Here is a 16744-nt window from a genome sequence, read left to right as displayed (position 1 = left end):
TAGGTAAAAGTACAAATGACAGAGCCAGTGAAAGTTAAAAAGTGGTCTTACCCAATAAAGATTGGTGGTGCGGGTGGCACAGATCCACAGCAGTATTACGCGGCATTAGCGAAGGCGCAGGATGGTTATTACCCACTTGGCAGCAATGGCTTGTGGCATGGCGGCGTGCATTTTGATGAGGCTTCCGGATTAGTCTCGGCACAGAGCGAGGTTCGTTGCATCGCTGATGGGCAAGTAGTTGCCTATCGAATCGATGACACTTATCCAGCCACGGTATATACCGACCGTACCGCTTTTGCTTCGACAGGGTTTGTGCTGATTAAGCATGCCTTGGAGGTGCCGTCCCCTCCAGCACCACCTGCTGGAGCAGGTGGACCTCCGCCACCTGCTCCAGCTGCGGGACCGATATTGACGTTTTATAGCCTGTATATGCATCTGTTGGACATGGATGGCTACAGGACGAAAACGCCTATGTTGGAGCGGCCGTCATATTGGGTTAATGGAGGCTACCAAGTAAAAGCGGATGTGAAGGATCCCGTTGAGGGCCTGAATGCGCGCGCAGGGCTTCCCGGATCCGCGGATTACAGCAATATTCTGACGACTTTGCCCCGTGGAACCACGGTGACCACTGGAGAGGCGAGCACAGATGGGAAATGGCTAAAAGTTGTGAGTGTGACGCCTGAAGCTGATCAGTCCGCGGCTATAGGCGGATGGGTATTCAAAGCCCAAATGAACAGTAAAGGCGGAAATCAGTACTTGATTGGCGAGCTGGCGAAAAACATTCCTGCTAATCAAGCCAAGGGGTTGAGGGTGCGTAGGAGCGGTTCGACCACCGGAGAGGTTATGTCGATACTGCCTGCTGGCACTCAGATTGAGATTAGCCAAGAGGGTGCAGTTGGTAACTACCGAAAGTTAGTAAAAGTTGTGAGTGGAAATCCAATTCCTGCACTTGCTACTGATGAAGCTGGCAATGTTGGAGGTTATGTATGGTTTCCCTCCCTTGAAACTAAGACTGAACCAAAGGATATGGGGAAGGTCGTTTTGCTCGATGAACCAGTGACCATTAAGGCTGGTGCGTTGGTTGGATTTGCAGGTCATTATCAAGAGCACGATGAAGGAGCACCTCGCAACCTAGTGCATGTGGAAGTATTCACGTGCGATGACATTGAGAAATTTGTTTCTCTTAGCCAAGGTGCAGCTGCTGCTTTACCAGACGATCAAAAAAATCTGTTAAAGATTCACAAAGATACGAAGCTAATTACTCATCGCCCAGATATAAGTGCGACCAATCCACCACAAGCCAACGACGCCGGTGTGGTGATTGGATATGATCTGGTTGTTCCCTCAAGTGTTTTAGAGGCCCTGCCGGATTCAAAAAAATCAAACAATCTACCACTACCCCCAGCACAGGCAACGCTCCCGCAACTACAAGTACGACTAGATGGTGGCACCTCGAAGGGATACTGGGTGACGGCCAAGGAAATCCTATCAGCGGATGGGTGTGCGATAAGGATTTGATGACCACTCGCCATAAACCGTGGGAATGGGTCGGGTTTAAATTTATTGAAGAGACCGGCAGTAATGCCGATCACTTTTCTTCGTTTCTTCACGATCGCGATATGCTTACCGAGGAAGAAAAAGCTACCTTCGTTCCTCTAGCTAGTAAATCTACTAAAGGCCCGGTAAAGGAAGGGTTGTACGACATTATTGATTCTGATAAAAACGACAAACTGACATCTACTGAAATCCAAGCAGCACTTGCTAAGCCTTGGTTTGCACAATCTATATCCCAGCTTATCACTAAGTGCGAAAGTGAGTGGTTCTATGATGCGGCGAAATGGGATGCCCTAGATGAACTAATGGGGCATTCAGCGGATCGTCCGAACTTAGATTGGGTTGCGCAAAAGCAGCGAATCAATTCGTTGTCTTGGTGGAAAGAAGTTGCTGCAAAGGTAAGCCTTAATTCAGATGGAAAAATTTGGCACGTACACGTTGTTGCTCTGATAGCTAATTTTGATCGAAAAAAACAATGTGCTTGCAATGCTGTTGTGAAAGTTACCAGATACCATGGTCGTTATGGTCCAGCAGCTTGGGGGAATGGAAAATTGGGGGACGCTCCTCAATGGAGCGCTGTAGAGGCCGCTAGTAACGTATCAGCTTTTGAGAAAAAAGTTATTTCCGTCATGTGTGAAAATGAGGGGAAGGTGAATACTGTTCAAGCGTATGATAGTGAAATAATATCTGCAGGCGCAATGCAAAAAACTGTCAATATCGATGGCGAGGGCGAGCTTCCGATTCAAATCAAAAATTTCAAAAAACTCTATCCTGAAGAGTATGTAGAATTATTCGAAAATCAAGGCTGGCACTTGGACCTGAGTTCAGATAAACCTAGGCTATACTATCAAGATGCTGAGTTTTCAAACGGTGAAAAATTTGAGCGGGAGGCGTTGAAGAATAAATTAAGGGAAGGCTGCGGTGAGTTTAATTTTGGACATGTAATTCAGTGTAAGCCAGTAGCTGTTTTGTCTTGTGCAGTAGGATCGCCTGAATATGTAGAGCTTCAAATCTCAGAATTTGTTGAGCGCTTGAGAGATGTTCGTGTCAAGTCGATAAGTACGTATAGCTTTAATGTTGGGCAGCTATTTCTGTCAACACTTGGCTTAGCTACGGTTTTAGATGAGCACGTCAATCGGCCTGGTAACGTGGGGGCAAATTTGAAAAGTGCGTTAAATAAGTTTTTTTTACAGAACCCTACTATAAGTAAAGATTTGGCAACCTGGGGTAGTAATCACGCACTCTATGAGCGAAAAATTACCGATATTTATGGACCTAATCGGGTCGGTATGACGGACCCATCAGATCGATATGAAAAGTTGAAGGCGGCGGTTAATGTTCAATAATTTCTTGTTCGCGGTTTTGGCGTTGTTCGCTATTGAGCCTAGTTATGCTGAGAATTCAAGTTTAGGATTGCTTGGCATAAACAATAGCAAGCTAAGCTTTACGGGGTATAACGAAAAATTTGGAGGGTGGAGTGAGGTTGAGTTTAAAAACTCTAAAGCTGAATTCAAGATTTACGCGATTCCTACTAAGGCTGATAATTTAGAAGAAGGAGTTGTGGCCAGTTCTGATGTGAGCATGATGTCTCCTCAGAAAAAATATTTGATCGTTCAAAGAACCAATGCTGGGGAAGTTATTGATGGGGATGGTAATAAAAAAATTTCCTCTCAAGCGTACTGCGACGTGATATCGCTAGAAACGGGTTGTGTTAAAAATATTGGTTCAGTGCAGCAGTGTGATGGTGCTTGGCAGGATGAACGGTGGAAGGACTCTACAGGAGATGTTTTTGATGCTGCTACAGGAGGGGTTCCACCAAGTCGATTGATTTCTAACGTGGCTGGAGTTACTGGAAGCGAATCTCGTGCTAGTGCATTAAAAGATTATGTTTTTATGGGGGTTCCTTCATATATGGCATGTTACCCACCGGAAAAAAGTATTCCAGCATATAACGATGTTGCGTTCTACTTTGCGCAGGGTGGTGAGCACCTATTAGCAATGCAAATTTATGAGCGTCTACTTCCTCTTGCAGCGAATAGGGTACCGTTGAAGCTTAATGTGGCAGATTCGCTCTGGGCGCTTGGTAAACACGAAGAAGCAATGGGCTATTACGTTGATTATCGTTCGGCGATGGCAAAGAAAGGCCTGCTGGGGAAAATGCCCGCGCGAGTTGCAGAACGATTGAAGTAGGTGGGGTGATATGAGGCATAGTGATCGTTTTACTTATGAAAAGAGCCAGTCTTTTATAGACTGGCTGCATAGGCGAAATGGGTAGGTAATAGGTTAGTAATTGTTCGAAAAAATGGCTGTTCATGAGGGGGCTTACAAATTACTTCATTCTCTGCGCCTAATGATCAGTGAAATTAGGAGAGGCCACGTTTTAGTAATGACCAAAAAACGTGGCCTGACTACGGCGTTCCTTATTTTCCATTTTTTGCTAGTTTATTTATTTTGAGATATACACAAATGATCCGACTCTTGCTGCTTTTGCTATTTATATATAGCGGAGGGGACTGAGGAAAAGGGGACGGATTTATTTGTTGCGTTCGATCGCTTTGAATTTGGTTGAGAACTTAAATAGATCTGGCCCGTTTGTCGGTTCTGACTCTGTCTTCTGTCGCGAGCCCGTTCAGAATTGAACGGATCACTGAATTTTTTTACGGACGCCAAGGAATGCAGATTTTCCGATTCAGCCTCATTTTTTTAGTTTCAATACTGTCGCCTGTGGTCATGGCTGAGGGCACGATGATTGCCACCATCCTTCAGGCCGACTTTTCCAAAGACCCGGAAGTCCGGTTGCTTGTCAGAGTGGTTGATGTGGGTGGTGGTTCGGATACCCCTTCCATGGCGGTTCGTAATCAATGCCTGGAGAGGAAGGCGTCCGCAGAACGTCCTGGGCCGGATCCGTGCTTTTCGATAGAGATCACTGAGAGCAAAAAGCAACGGGCCATTGTTCGGCAAACGCTATTGAATGATCCTCAGCGCACAACCGACCCTATCTATTTGGAAATTGTTTATCGCTCGGAGGTCAGCGTGAGCGATCCGACGAATCACCATCAACGATCCGCCACACTAAAGATCGAAGAAAACGGCCTCTACAATTGGAACAATGAGAGCGAACAGGCATTGGCGGACGTTGAGTGGTTTCCCTCGGGAAATGGTGTTCTTGATCTGATGGTTCCTGACGCGGATGCATTGCTGAATTCTGTATATCGGGATCGTATGAGTCGGCTGGACGAAAGCGGTCAGAAAGCACTGAGGGAAACTCAAAGAGCCTGGATGAAATTTCGAGATGCGGAGTGCCAGGCCGACCCGAAATTGCATAAATCAGTTTTCGGTGAGTGGTCCGATGCCTGCCTGATTCGCGCGACGATAGAGCGTGCTCGCCAATTGGCTTTGGCACCGGACAAGAGCAGACGTTGAAACGGACAAGTCGGAGCATTCGCGCGAAAGCGTCGACTTGGATGAGCATGAACAAACTTTTCTTTCTCTTTTTTGCGCTATTTCCTTTAGGCGCTCAAAGCGCAGTCACCACCGAATCACTTTGCTTCGAATTATCCCAATCGAGCCCGGTAAAGTTCGAACTCCGTACCTACTACGACGAAGCCAGCAAATGGTCCGGTGGTTTCGTGAAGTACGCCAAATCCAGCGAACCCATTTTCATTGTGTTGACGGATTCCCAGAACGAAATCCTCGATCCGGACGCGCCTTGGCAGCACACCAGAATCTGGTCCGAAATCGTCAACGGCAAGGTCACGGGGACTTATGAGTTGATGACGCAAGGCTCGCAGATCGTCTCGATGTCTTACACAAAGCAGTCCAACGGTAAGGCTTATAGCTTCGGAATCAGCACCAGCATCGACTCCTCTCTCGAGTCCGGATGCAAGTGGGAGTAGGGCAGTACATGCAATTCAAAACTCTAGCGTTATCACTACTCGGCCTGATGTGGACGATCCCGGCGTTAGCCGAAACCACCACGTTCAGCCCAACCAAAGGCGTCGAAGCGACGCTGGTTCTCGAAGGCTCCAAGCTGAACATCGCAGTAAAAAGTGAAACGCACAGCGAGTCGCGAACAATCGATTTTGAAGCCGAGAATAAACTCCACATGCAGTTCGACGATTTCAATTTCGACGGCGACAAGGATTTCGCGATCTGGCAGCTCGATGACGGCATGGGCACTTATGACTACTACCGAGTGTTCATTTATCAAGCCAAAACCGGCGTGTTCGAAGAGTTGCAGCCGGACTGCGGCGATGGCTTCGTTAACCTGCGCGTCGACAAAAAACGTAAGGCGTTGCTCAGCACTTACTGGGAAATGAACATACCCAAGCAATGCATCACCCGATTCACCAAACGCAAAACCTGAATGACTCAAGGATGAACACAGTGAACCGTTTTGTTTTAACCCTTCTGGCCGTACTGCTGCCGGCTTCAGCCGCCTACGCGCAGGACGACTGCCGCAATGTCACCTCAAGCCTGGAAATGGTGCCCTGCTCGGAGGCGTCGAAGAAGGCTGCCGATGCGCAGTTGAATGTCAGCTACAAGCAGTTGATGTCGCGGCTTGAGTCTGACTATCGAACAGATCCGGCGTTAGGCGCGGAGTACGCTGCGAAGGTCAAAGAGTCGCAACGGGCGTGGTTGAAATTGCGCGACGCGAACTGTCCATTGGAGGCATTCGAGATCGAGGTGGGTAAGCCTGCTTACGTGGCGGTCAGCAACTTGTGCATCGCCAGAATGAGTCGCGAGCGCTCGGCGTATCTGGACAAGATCGTCCCTGCGCTTGCATCCGATGAGAGCGCTTCGACGGCTCCCACCAGCGACGCTTGCCCCTCGGAGGAGTTCGCGCCTTTTCTGACTGCGTTTTCCGCCAACAGCGAATCACAACGCCGTCTGACTGCGATGACGGTCAAGTCGCTGGTGTTGAAACCGGTAGCAGGAAAGGATCGAAGTACCTTTGAGCCTTCGACCTCGGGAGTCAGTGGAGCTACTTTCAACTATCCGCTGATGGCCGCCATCACGCCCGGCAAGACACCTGGAGTCGAGATCGAAGAGGTCGACGACAGTCACGTCAACGTTGTGGATAAACGGGCGGGTAACAGCAATGTGAAAATCTTCAACTTCTCTCGTCAGGCGTGCTGGGTGCTTGAGGGGATTGAGGATTGGTCGATCAGTGAGAAGGATCTTGTCGCAACAGAGAACCCGGGAATGAGCCGCGCCGAGAACTTCTGTTATCAGCGTGCCGAAGCGTTGGGTGGGCTGGGGTTTCTTGAACAATACCCGCTGACGGTGGAGTTGATTGAAGCGTCGCTGGAAAATTTTGTGTGTGCTGCAGAATCGGGTGATGCACAGGCGAGCCTGTCGGCGGCAAGCCTAAGCCTTTCGCAAATGGCGTCTCAGTTGGAAACCGCTAAGGTTGAGGCGCTGTTCAAAGCGGCCTCGAAAATACCGAGTGGCGCGTTGGCCTATGCCACGTTTCTTTGTTCAGGAAACTCCACTGACTATAACGGCCCTTGCCTCCATCCCGAGCAGGCAAAAGAGCAGGTTATTCGTGCTATTTCCATGGGCTCAGCTGATGCGATGAATTATCTGGCCTCGACCTTTGAAGGTGGCGAGTTTGGAACGAAGGATATGTCGCGGGCGTTAGCCTGTTATCAGATGGCGGCTGACAAAGGTAATCAGTTGGGCATCTTCAACGTGGGGCGATTGGGATCGCGGGGCGCTGAACCTATCAAGGCCAGTCACTGCATCTGAAATGCCGGGTCATGTCTGATGCGTTTTCGCAGTCGTTGAGTCTGAATACGTCCGGTAAAACGTTTAGTTTTTGAGCGTCTGACGACTGCGATTTTCCTTTAAACTCCCCACCCCCAAGGAATGCGCTCAGGACACGGAATGCCAGCCCCCTCGACCTCGCTTCGCCCCGCGTTAGTGCTCTGGCTATACGCCGCCGCAGTCGTGCACATACTCGCCGGACTCACCCTGACCTGGGCCGGGCATTCCGGTTTACTCGACGGCTATCTGCAAGTTCTCGAATTGGCATTCTGGGGCGCCGACGCAGTACCCGCCGCCGGCCACGAACAACAAGTCTGGTGGCTCGCACTGTTCGGCGCGACGCTGCAAAGTTATTCGTTGTACATGCTCGCGCTGGTGCACTTGGGCAATCGCTTGAAAGCTCCAGCAGTGTGGGGATGGTTGATCGCCGGCATCCTGTTATGGGCGCCGCAGGACATGTGGCTCTCAGCGCAACAACAGGTCTGGTCGCACCTGTGGCTCGACGGTTTTGCGTTGCTGGTGTTGTTGCCTCCGTTGTTCTGGCTGTATCGGCATGACCGCCGGAAGCCTCCTGCAGTAAAGACACCGAGCCAATCCAACCCGTTTGCCGATGGCGCCTACAAGCGAGTGCTAATCACCGGCGGCACCGGTTTTATCGGTGAAGCCTTGGTCAATCAATTACTCGACGCCGGCCACTCGGTCAGCGTACTGACGCGCGATCCGTTGAGCGCGGCCAATCTATTCAACGGCCGCGTCCGCTGTGTGCATTCGCTCAGCGAACTCAGTCATGACGAAGCCTTCGACGTAGTGATCAATCTCGCCGGCGCCCCCGTCGCCGGCCCGCGTTGGAATGCCAAGCGGCAAGCGCAACTGTTCGCCAGCCGAGTCGGCACCACCGAAGCGTTGATGACTTGGTTGAAGAACACAAAGCAAAAACCAGCACTGTGGATTCAAGCCTCGGCCATCGGCTTCTACGGCGTACGCGGTGCCAGCGAAAGCCTCGACGAACACGCCAGCAAGGGCGACGGCTTCATGGCCGAACTCTGCGCGCGCTGGGAAGCCGCCGCGCAACCGGCTACGGAATTTGGCGTGCGTCAGGTGGTGCTGCGCCTCGGCGTGGTCTTCGGCCCGGGCGGTGCGTTGACGCCGTTGCTGATTCCGTTTCGCCTGGGCTTCGGCGGACGCATGGGCGATGGTCGGCAGATCATGAGCTGGGTGCATCGCGACGATGTGCTTCAGGTGATCGCGCGGGCTTTCGACGACGACACTCTGCGTGGCACCTACAACATGGTCGCGCCCGAAACGGTTAGTCAGGCGGCGTTCGCCGCCCATGCCGGTAAGGTCCTCAAGCGTCCGGTGTGGTTGCACATTCCCGCCGCGCCAGTGCGCGCATTGGCAGGCGAGATGGCGCAGTTGTTCTTCGACGGTCAGCGCGTGGTACCGCAGCGTTTGACCGAGGCCGGCTACACATTCCGTTATCCAACTCTCGACGCCGCTCTGCGCGATCTGACCTGAGGATCGTCCATGAGCAAGCCGTTGATGTACCTGCTGGCCGGCAATGGCAGCGCTGCCGATTGGTGGGACGACGCACTGCCGCACTTCCAGCGCTACGACGTGGTGCCGCTGGAGCTGCCGGGCTTCGGCGCCAATCCGCTGCCACCCTGCGAGGATCTGGCGGACTACGCGCAGACCTTGTTGGCGATGACGCAGCAGGGCAGCGCGATCATGGCGGTCGGGGTCAATGCGTTGCTGGTGCTGCACGCGTTGCAACGTCGGCCCGGGCACTTTTCGCGCAGTGTTCTGTTGGCGCCGGTTGGGGCATTTTTGTGGCAGCGTCGATTGCCGGCGCTGATGTCACCGCTGCCGATCCGCAAGACCATCCACTGGCTGCTGTCGAACAAGCCCACGCTGTTCGCGCGCAAGTTTTCCAACCAGACCTGGACGCCTGCGCAGTACCAGCGCATGGGCGCCGGCTATGCGCGCTGCCGTGCGTTTGTGCCACATTGGGATCTGATTCGCGCCGATACCGCGTTGCCACTGCTGGAGTGGATCAGCGATCCGGTCGAGCTGGTTTGGGGCGATCAGGACGCGGTGCTCGGCATCGAGCAAGCGGCGGCGTGGTCGGCGATTCTAGCCCGCGCTGATCTGACCATCAGCCTGAAACCTGGTTGGGGTCATTACCCGTGGATCGACTCGCCCGTGCAGTTCGCGCAGTGGCTGGAGTCGGGCGAGCGCGGGTTTGTCGCGCACACCAAGGGCGGGCGTTTGCGCCTGGCTGAACTGGCGCGGCAACCGGTGCCGGCGGCACTGACGCTCAACGATTGCAGCGATCCGCGTCTGCCGACGTTTCTCGCCGCCCAACCTGATGTGACCTGGGCGGTGCGCTCCTCCAGTTATGGCGAGGATCAGGCCGATTCGGCGAATGCCGGTTTGAGCACCACCTATCTGCGCGAGCCGACCGCCAATGTGCCGAAACGCATCGCCGAACTGACGGCCGAAGGCGTCGAGGAAGTGGTGGTGCAACGCTTCATCACGCCGGTAGTGTCCGGGATAGCTTTCGTGCGACATCTCTCGGTAGAACTGGAGTGGGTGGAAGGCCATCTCGAATCGCTCGCCGACGGTCACGTCAGCCCCTCGCGAGCAACGCTTTCGCGGCTCGGTGATGCTTGGCGCAGCGGCACGTTCACGCCGTCCCACGGTTTGACCGAAGACCTGCTCTGGCGTTTTCTGCAAGACGTACTGCGCGTGTTCCACTACGTGCCCGGCGACGTCGAATGGGCCTGGGACGGCTCACAACTGTGGCTGCTGCAATACCGGCCGATCAGCGACTACGGCTGGCGCCGGCACCTGACTGCCGCCAACATCGCCGAGATCCTGCCGCCGCAACCGAGCGTGCTGGTGGAATACGCCCAGCGCCGCGCGGCAGCGAGTATCCCGGCAATCATGGCGCGTTGGGATGCGCGGGTGTTGCAGGACAACGAGCCGTTCACTGCCGTGTTCGGCGGCGCGTCCTACATCAACAATGACTTGTTTCTCGCTAGGCTGGCCGACTGGGGCATCAGCGCCAGCAACTACGCCGGTGAAGTTGGCGGGGCGACTCCGCATCTGCCGTGGCAACCGCTGAGGATGTTGCGTTCGTTGCCGTTGTTTTGGCGTATGCAACGCAAGGCTTGCGGCCATTTGCTGAACCTTGAAAATGGCTTGCAGCGCTTCGATCGGGAGCTGGCTGAACTTGTCGCCCAAGGTGCCGATGGCCAACAACTCGCGGACTGGTTCACCCGGTTTTACGTATTCGTGGTGCAAGGCAATCTGTGCATTGCCACGGCGCTGGCTAGCAGTGGCGGTGATTGGCTGGGTCGCCCGCCGACCGCTTACGACAATCTGGAAAACAGTCCACATCGATTGCCCTGGGAAACCGATCCGGCCACGCCTCGACCCGCGTCGAGCGAACTGCCGCTACAGCCATTCCCGCAATGGTCAGGACTGATCCGTCTTGCCCATTCGACAGGCCTGCCGGGCCTGCGTGGTTACTACCTGCAAGTGCGCGAGTGGTATCGCGACAACCTCATGCGCATCTTCTTCCGGCTTCATCACGCCATGCCACTGGCGGACCGCGAGCATTGGTTTGCGCCGCATCCTGATGTGCGCACCCGCGACGGCAGCTTCTGGCAGGACGGTCGCGAAGGTGCGGAGCAGGCGACCGGGTTCATGATTTATCCGGGGCAAGTGCAGGGCATTCTGGGCGAGGATATTTTGCTCGAAGACACCCTCGATCCCGGGCGGCATGCGCATTACCAAACCGCGCGGGCGGTGATTGCACGGATGGGTGGACGCTTGTCGCATGGCTCGACGTTGTTGCGGGAGCTGCGCAAGCCTTCGGCGGTGATACCGCAGGTTGATCAGGCGTGGTTGGGGTGTGAGGTGTTGTATCGGGATGGTGGGTTAGAGTTGATCAATTCGAAGGATACGAAGTGAAACGATTGCTGGTGTTATGTGTGAGCTGGTTGCCGATAGCGGTTATGGCAGCAGATGTTTGCAATCAGGAAGCTGACTCAAAATATTTCTTATCGCAATGGTCGCAGAGCAGTGAACATCCGGAAGACATACTTTCCAGTCTCGATGGAAAAGAATTTTCTATCGATCCGGGACACGTGGTTTTTCGCGGCGATCTAAATGGCGATGGCATCGAAGACTTCATCTTCAATTCCCGCGTCGGCATTGGCTCATCAATGGATAGCACATTCGCCTTCCTGATCCAGTGCCGTGGTTATTTGAGGTATTCGGGCGGCGATTACTTCGCCGGGGTCAAAGTTCTGGACGGCCCACCCAAGGGGGGAGGTGAGTTCAAGGACATCGAGATCTACTCCTACATCAGGGACAAGCGCGGGCGGATTCGCTACAAGGGTGAAAAGGCCATGACCCGGCCACATCTGTGGCAATTCAACCCGCAGACACAGCGTTATGAAGGGCAGTCTGAGTAAGCCGACGGTCCCCACTGCATTTACGGAGTTACTACGTGAAAGGATTCTCAGTTCTTCTCGGCAGCTTGATATTGGCTGCCGCATCCATGGCATTCGCTGCCGATCCAACCTTCAAGGATTACACCGTCACGCCGGTTTTCACCGGCCCCAACCATAAGCTGGTGCCGCAAGAGAACAGCAGCCCAATGATGGATCAGGCACGGGTGCAAGCCCTGAAAGGCAAGGTCAACTTCGCCGGCCATTACATCCTGCACAGGCTCGGCTGTGGCGCCAGCGCGATTTGTGGCGAAGTGCTGGACGCTCAGACTGGGGAAGTCGTTGGCGGTCTGCCGAATGCTTACGACGGCAGCACCTTCGGCATGGTCTACCAGCCCGACAGCCGCTTGATCATCGTCTCCGGCATCACGCTCGACGGCGAAGAAGATGCGCAGGGGAATGCGTTGGCAAGTGGTAACCGGGATCGTTACTACGAGTTTGTGAACAATGAGTTTCGGCTGCTGAGCATGACCGACGTGGAATCGTCGCCGATGGATGAGGAGTGAGTGGATGAACCGGTTTTTCATTCGGCCTGTGCTGATTGCGCTTTCGCTTTTACCTCATTCACTGCCCGCGATTGCCAGTGAAGGGAGTTGCTACGGCTACCTTACTGAGCTTGTCAGGAGCAGCGATTTTCCGTTTCGTTATGTCGGCAAGGACAAGATCAACCTGCTGATCGACGAGGACGACGGTGAAGTAGTGCGCGCTCAGTTGTTCTTCGACACCGACGGCACCGGCACGATCGGCTGGATCAAATACACCCCGGCTACCCGTGTATTGCTCAATAGCTCGGCGGAGTTGGAGGAGCCAGTGGCATTGTCATTCGATGCCAAGTTTGCGGACGGCTATGCGAAGTGCTTGGCGGAACAACAGGCCGGCTAACGGCGAAAAGGATTTCTCAATGAATCAGCTTTTGTTCGCCGGGAGCCTGGCATGGTTGTTCTCTTCCCCAGCCTTCGCCACGCCGACGGATGCTTACACCCAACGCGATGTCATGCAGTGTGGCGGTGTTGAAGTGGTGTTGGTGTCGTCTTGCCGATCGGTGACGGTGGATGATGCGGAAACCCACGTCATCCCGGTTTGCTCTGACCAAACCATCAACATCGGCGGCAAAGTGCTTCGTCGCGATATCAGCAAAGTTTCACAACTCACTTCCGACGGTGCGAAGACGAAGATGCTGAGCAATGTTGTTGTGGCGATGGATTGCGTGGAAGGCACCCAGGGCAGCCTTGTTTCCATAGGCGGATATGGCGGTTGTGGTGCCTGCGCGGAGTGGCATGGGTATTACTCGACAGCAGGGCGATTGGAGCAATACAGCTTCGATAATAACCAGCGCTCGTTTGGCTCGAAGGGATCTCGGGAAGAACTGATCAAGGCCTATGGCGTTACGAAGAGACAGTTAATGTCAGAAAGCCCGGCGGTGAAGAGGATCGTCTATGGCCAGCCTTAAGTGGGTGTTGATGATCGGCAGTTTGTTCAGCGCTACCAATGTCTCGGCAAGAAGAAGCGCAGCGTTATTACCGCGAGTACCGCGACGCGATGAGTGCCGCCGGTAAAGCGCAGAAGATTCCGCAACGCGTCGTTGAGCGATCTGAAATTCAGGGACTGAAACAGTGAATATGTTCTTCCGCTTTATCGTGTTGAGCCTTGGGCTGCTAACCACTTCATACGCACTCGCTGCCCCACAAGTCCTGAAGGAAATTCCGGCTAGCTTGCTGGGTGATGCATCACGGCAAAACGTATTTGTTCTGGCAGGGGATGCGGACGAGGCCTCCAACCGGTTGTTGATTGCGCCGGAACAAGCGCGTGACGAGGACATCTTGCTCGATACGTCGAAGGCGCTGCCTCTGATCAAGAGTCAGTACTCGTCTGCGCTTCAGGGTGTATTCAGCGTCCATGTACTCAGAGGTCGCCCTGGCGTCATGACTGTCATTGATCCGCAGGCTGAGGAAGCTGTGGTCAAGCAGCCGTTCGTTGCGGCAGGGGATTACATCGCGCTGGTAACCAGCGAGGAAGATAACGCGGTTTACAACTTCAACCTGTTGTTCGCCTTCAACAGAGGTTCAAAGCAGTTTGAGCTGAAAGCTCTGCTGGAAGTGGCGAACAACGACTCCTGTGACCGGTCGCTTGTCAGCGTAGTGCAGTTGCCGGTGCAGACATTGGGCCCGATCACCCTCGCCTCTTTCGATGGGCGTGAAGCGCTGCAGAAGCTGCGGGTTGCTCGTACTGGCAGTATTGAGGGCGTTAGAAAGAAATTGATGACCGTCAATTCGGCTGATTTGCTGGATATGGCGCTGGCAGCCTACCGAAAGGGTGATGACTCTTCCTTCAAGGATACGATGAGCTACGCGTTGATGGGCGGTGGCTCGCATGACACTTGTCCCCCGGATAGCTATATCGTCGCAAAGTACTACTACCCGCAGCGTCCCGGCTGGTCCAACGACCTCGGGTTTCTACTCGGCGAAGCGGGTTACTACGCTGAGTCGATTGAGTTGCTCAATGCAGTGATTGCCAACCACCCAAACAGGACGGTTGCTTACCTGAATCTCGCTGACAGTTATTGGGCCGTGAACGATAAAGAGCGGGCGGTGGCGGCGTACAAGCAATACGCATCGCGAATGTCTGAAGCGGGAAAAGCTTCGAAAATCCCGGCGAGGGTGGGTGAGCGCAGCGCTGTGGCGCCCGAGGCGTGACAAGAGCTCGTTGAGTTGCTGTAACTGTGTGTTCTGTACCCATGAACCGCTAAAGGAATGTTCGGTTTGAAATTTTCGACTGCATTGTTTTCCGCGTTGCTCGTTTTCGTTCCTCTGGCGGCTCATAGCGAGGTCACGACCGAAGTTTTTTGCTTCCGCTCCCACGAAGGCAAGCCCATAAATTTTGAGTTCAGAACCTATTACGATTCTGTCGCCAAGTGGAGCGGTGCTGGCGTCAAGTACAGCAAGTCGAAGAAGGCCATCACCCTGGTTCATCGCAATACTGAACAAGAGGAACTGGTCTATGGCCGGCCCTACCAGTACACGACAACTTGGGTTGAAGTAGTTGATGGCGCACTGACAGGTGAGTATCAGATGGTCACTCAGGGTGGCCGGGTTGATGCGATGTCGTATACGAATTACAAATCCGCAAAGAAGTATTCGTTTGAAAACGATTACAACATGGATTCGAAACCTGAAATAGGTTGCCAATGGTGAGGCAGAGAATATTCAGGAAGGGGGAACTTAACGTCCCTTTTTTCATATTCAATTAGGCCCGTAAATCATATGCAGGGAGGCAAGTTGAAAAAAATAGTCTTGATCGCGTTATTGCTGTGTTCTTTCTCTGTGGCTGCGGCGCCAATGTTTCCGTCCCTCAAGTCCTGCATGGAGGCCGACAGCGGTTGCGCGTTGGCGCTGAAAGACAACTTTCTGGTGGACGCAAAGTCCGGCCGAAGTCTCTCCGAGGAGGCGGAGCCGGCAGGGGTGATGAGTGGTTTCTGGCTGTATCGAGATGGAGACCGGTACATCCTGGAGAATGAAAACTACTCCCGGGCGAAGTCGCGTCGTTGGCTGGTTTTTACCTATGACAGCGGCAAAGTGGTGCTCCACGGCGCATATATTTTTTCTATTCACATTGCCGAAATGGAGGCGTATTGGCATGGCTATGAATGCCGAGGTGATGCCAATCCGTTTGCAGTGCCAACGAAAGACGCATTCAGTGAAACTGCTTTAGAGGCGTTGTGCGGGGACGCCGAAGGCTGGGTCGTCTCCGGTCGGGACACCGAGGTGCCGGTGTCTGCCAAAGGGCTGGCCGTCAGTGTTCCCGTTTATCACGCCCGCAACCGTGACGGTTCAGCGACGTACCTGTTTACTGAAAGCGATGTTCCGGATCTTTCAAAGCTGGTTTGTTTGTCCAATTGCGCCGACGCCAATCAAGTACCAGAACGCGTTTCGCAAGAAACAGCGCCATTGCAGGGCGGGCAGGATGGAACGTTGTGCTCCGCCGAAGAAGACATCTACTTCAGCTGTCCTTTGACGGGGGGTAAAACGGTTTCTGTTTGCGCGCAAGGGAACAACAAGCCCACTGCGGGATATGTTCAATACCGTTACGGTGTTCCGGGAAAGATAGAAATGCTCTATCCGCAGAAAAACGTGCCTCCCAAGGGCAAGTTCTTCGTAGTGGATGCGTCGGAAGGCAGCGTTAACCTGAACAACATCAAATTCAAAAAGGGCCCGTATACCTACCTCGTTAATCAGGCGTTTGTGAGTTTTCTGACTGTGCTCAAGGATGACAGCGTAGTGTTCCGGCAGTCTTGCAGCGCGGGTGGTTATTCATTTGTTAGTCGGGTTGCCCGGCAGGGTATAGAGGCACTACCTAAAAGCGCTGAAGATTTTAGATAGCGAAGACGGCTGCAAAAAGGGGACTTAACGTCCCCTTTTTTCATCCGCAAATCCCGCTACGGCTTGGCCGCCACGCTTCGCACTTCTATCTGGTCGAGCGTCCCTTCCACCATCAATCTCACCCCGTCCGCCATTCTGCTCAGGGCCAGCGCCACCGAGCGGCGGGAGCCGTGGAGGTCGTCGGCGAGGTCGCAGGCGATGACGCTGATGGACAGGAGGTCTTCGGAGGCGTTGGCCATGAGGGCTTCGGCGTCGGTGCCGGGGGAGAGTTTGAAGAGGCCGTTCTCGCGTTTGGGGTGTGGATCGACGGCTGGTTTGAAATGGTGGTCGAGGGCGCGCTCGGCGGCTTCGTGGAATTTCTTCGAATTGGGGGATTCGTAGGGCGAGGTTGCTTCCGCGCTGAATGTTTCATCGGTCATCGGTGTAAATCCTGAGCAGTTAATTGATTTCCCCGAGTTCGGACTTGCACATCCGGCCACCGATTTTGCGGCGACACACAAAGCCTATCTATAGCCAGCCAACTCGCCT

At 53.8% G+C, this 16744-nt stretch carries 18 protein-coding genes; 17 read left to right on the top strand and 1 reads right to left on the bottom strand.

Features of this window, described 5'->3' with window-relative positions:
* Positions 1-15: 15 nt before the first annotated feature.
* The 17 genes from LOY43_RS28035 to LOY43_RS27955 all read left to right on the top strand — a co-directional run bounded on the left by LOY43_RS28035 (position 16) and on the right by LOY43_RS27955 (position 16216).
* A complete protein-coding gene (locus tag LOY43_RS28035) occupies positions 16-1518 on the top strand; it encodes a hypothetical protein (RefSeq protein WP_258708995.1) in 1503 nt (500 codons plus the stop codon).
* Positions 1518-2900, top strand: coding sequence for a hypothetical protein (locus LOY43_RS28030; protein ID WP_258708994.1), 1383 nt, complete (start codon positions 1518-1520; stop codon positions 2898-2900). Before LOY43_RS28035 ends, LOY43_RS28030 begins: the two co-directional genes overlap by 1 nt.
* A complete protein-coding gene (locus LOY43_RS28025) occupies positions 2890-3744 on the top strand; it encodes a type IV pilus biogenesis/stability protein PilW (RefSeq protein WP_130926258.1) in 855 nt (284 codons plus the stop codon). Before LOY43_RS28030 ends, LOY43_RS28025 begins: the two co-directional genes overlap by 11 nt.
* 402 nt (positions 3745-4146) lie before the next feature.
* Positions 4147-4977, top strand: coding sequence for a lysozyme inhibitor LprI family protein (locus LOY43_RS28020; protein ID WP_258708993.1), 831 nt, complete (start codon positions 4147-4149; stop codon positions 4975-4977).
* A gap of 47 nt (positions 4978-5024) precedes the next feature.
* Entirely contained in the window at positions 5025-5450 is a 426-nt protein-coding gene (locus LOY43_RS28015) for a hypothetical protein (protein WP_258708992.1), read from the top strand.
* Between the two features lie 8 nt (positions 5451-5458).
* Entirely contained in the window at positions 5459-5920 is a 462-nt protein-coding gene (locus LOY43_RS28010) for an XAC2610-related protein (RefSeq protein WP_258708991.1), read from the top strand.
* A 20-nt stretch (positions 5921-5940) separates the two neighbouring features.
* Positions 5941-7305: a lysozyme inhibitor LprI family protein gene (locus LOY43_RS28005; RefSeq protein ID WP_258708990.1), complete on the top strand. Its 1365-nt coding sequence runs from the start codon at positions 5941-5943 to the stop codon at positions 7303-7305.
* A gap of 138 nt (positions 7306-7443) precedes the next feature.
* Positions 7444-8838 (top strand): TIGR01777 family oxidoreductase, encoded by a 1395-nt coding sequence (locus LOY43_RS28000; protein WP_258708989.1) that lies wholly within the window; start codon positions 7444-7446, stop codon positions 8836-8838.
* A gap of 9 nt (positions 8839-8847) precedes the next feature.
* Positions 8848-11298, top strand: a complete 2451-nt coding sequence (locus tag LOY43_RS27995; protein ID WP_258708988.1) for an alpha/beta fold hydrolase — start codon at positions 8848-8850, stop codon at positions 11296-11298.
* Positions 11295-11804, top strand: coding sequence for a hypothetical protein (locus LOY43_RS27990; protein ID WP_258708987.1), 510 nt, complete (start codon positions 11295-11297; stop codon positions 11802-11804). The genes LOY43_RS27995 and LOY43_RS27990 overlap by 4 nt, the downstream gene beginning before the upstream one ends.
* A gap of 86 nt (positions 11805-11890) precedes the next feature.
* A complete protein-coding gene (locus tag LOY43_RS27985; RefSeq protein WP_258709951.1) occupies positions 11891-12346 on the top strand; it encodes a hypothetical protein in 456 nt (151 codons plus the stop codon).
* A 4-nt stretch (positions 12347-12350) separates the two neighbouring features.
* Positions 12351-12722, top strand: a complete 372-nt coding sequence (locus LOY43_RS27980; protein ID WP_093429651.1) for a hypothetical protein — start codon at positions 12351-12353, stop codon at positions 12720-12722.
* A 19-nt stretch (positions 12723-12741) separates the two neighbouring features.
* Positions 12742-13290, top strand: a complete 549-nt coding sequence (locus LOY43_RS27975; protein WP_093429652.1) for a hypothetical protein — start codon at positions 12742-12744, stop codon at positions 13288-13290.
* Positions 13291-13328: 38 nt separating this feature from the next.
* Positions 13329-13457, top strand: coding sequence for a hypothetical protein (locus LOY43_RS27970; RefSeq protein ID WP_256586220.1), 129 nt, complete (start codon positions 13329-13331; stop codon positions 13455-13457).
* 2 nt (positions 13458-13459) lie between these two features.
* On the top strand, positions 13460-14533 hold the full coding sequence (locus LOY43_RS27965) for a M48 family metallopeptidase (RefSeq protein WP_258709950.1): 1074 nt from the start codon (positions 13460-13462) through the stop codon (positions 14531-14533).
* A gap of 66 nt (positions 14534-14599) precedes the next feature.
* On the top strand, positions 14600-15031 hold the full coding sequence (locus LOY43_RS27960) for a hypothetical protein (RefSeq protein ID WP_258708986.1): 432 nt from the start codon (positions 14600-14602) through the stop codon (positions 15029-15031).
* Between the two features lie 84 nt (positions 15032-15115).
* The gene (locus LOY43_RS27955) at positions 15116-16216 is read left to right on the top strand and encodes a hypothetical protein (protein WP_258708985.1); all 1101 of its coding nucleotides are present in this window, start codon (positions 15116-15118) and stop codon (positions 16214-16216) included.
* A gap of 56 nt (positions 16217-16272) precedes the next feature.
* Here the strand turns inward: LOY43_RS27955 and LOY43_RS27950 are convergent, their stop codons facing one another.
* Positions 16273-16635 (bottom strand): DUF6124 family protein, encoded by a 363-nt coding sequence (locus tag LOY43_RS27950; protein ID WP_093429654.1) that lies wholly within the window; start codon positions 16633-16635, stop codon positions 16273-16275.
* Between the last annotated feature and the right edge of the window lie 109 nt (positions 16636-16744).

It is taken from the genome of Pseudomonas sp. B21-041, assembly GCF_024748675.1.
Taxonomy (GTDB): domain Bacteria; phylum Pseudomonadota; class Gammaproteobacteria; order Pseudomonadales; family Pseudomonadaceae; genus Aquipseudomonas; species Aquipseudomonas neuropathica.
This window is presented reverse-complemented; position numbering and strand designations above follow the sequence as displayed.

Excerpts from the sequence above, each read along its gene's own strand:
- LOY43_RS28035 (WP_258708995.1), top strand. The coding sequence starts at position 16 with ATGACAGAGCCAGTGAAAGTTAAAAAGTGGTCTTACCCAATAAAGATT.
- LOY43_RS28030 (WP_258708994.1), top strand. The coding sequence starts at position 1,518 with ATGACCACTCGCCATAAACCGTGGGAATGGGTCGGGTTTAAATTTATT.
- LOY43_RS28025 (WP_130926258.1), top strand. The coding sequence starts at position 2,890 with ATGTTCAATAATTTCTTGTTCGCGGTTTTGGCGTTGTTCGCTATTGAG.
- LOY43_RS28015 (WP_258708992.1), top strand. The coding sequence starts at position 5,025 with ATGAACAAACTTTTCTTTCTCTTTTTTGCGCTATTTCCTTTAGGCGCT.
- LOY43_RS28010 (WP_258708991.1), top strand. The coding sequence starts at position 5,459 with ATGCAATTCAAAACTCTAGCGTTATCACTACTCGGCCTGATGTGGACG.
- LOY43_RS28000 (WP_258708989.1), top strand. The coding sequence starts at position 7,444 with ATGCCAGCCCCCTCGACCTCGCTTCGCCCCGCGTTAGTGCTCTGGCTA.
- LOY43_RS27995 (WP_258708988.1), top strand. The coding sequence starts at position 8,848 with ATGAGCAAGCCGTTGATGTACCTGCTGGCCGGCAATGGCAGCGCTGCC.
- LOY43_RS27985 (WP_258709951.1), top strand. The coding sequence starts at position 11,891 with ATGGCATTCGCTGCCGATCCAACCTTCAAGGATTACACCGTCACGCCG.
- LOY43_RS27980 (WP_093429651.1), top strand. The coding sequence starts at position 12,351 with ATGAACCGGTTTTTCATTCGGCCTGTGCTGATTGCGCTTTCGCTTTTA.
- LOY43_RS27975 (WP_093429652.1), top strand. The coding sequence starts at position 12,742 with ATGAATCAGCTTTTGTTCGCCGGGAGCCTGGCATGGTTGTTCTCTTCC.
- LOY43_RS27970 (WP_256586220.1), top strand. The coding sequence starts at position 13,329 with ATGTCTCGGCAAGAAGAAGCGCAGCGTTATTACCGCGAGTACCGCGAC.
- LOY43_RS27965 (WP_258709950.1), top strand. The coding sequence starts at position 13,460 with ATGTTCTTCCGCTTTATCGTGTTGAGCCTTGGGCTGCTAACCACTTCA.
- LOY43_RS27950 (WP_093429654.1), bottom strand. The coding sequence starts at position 16,635 with ATGACCGATGAAACATTCAGCGCGGAAGCAACCTCGCCCTACGAATCC.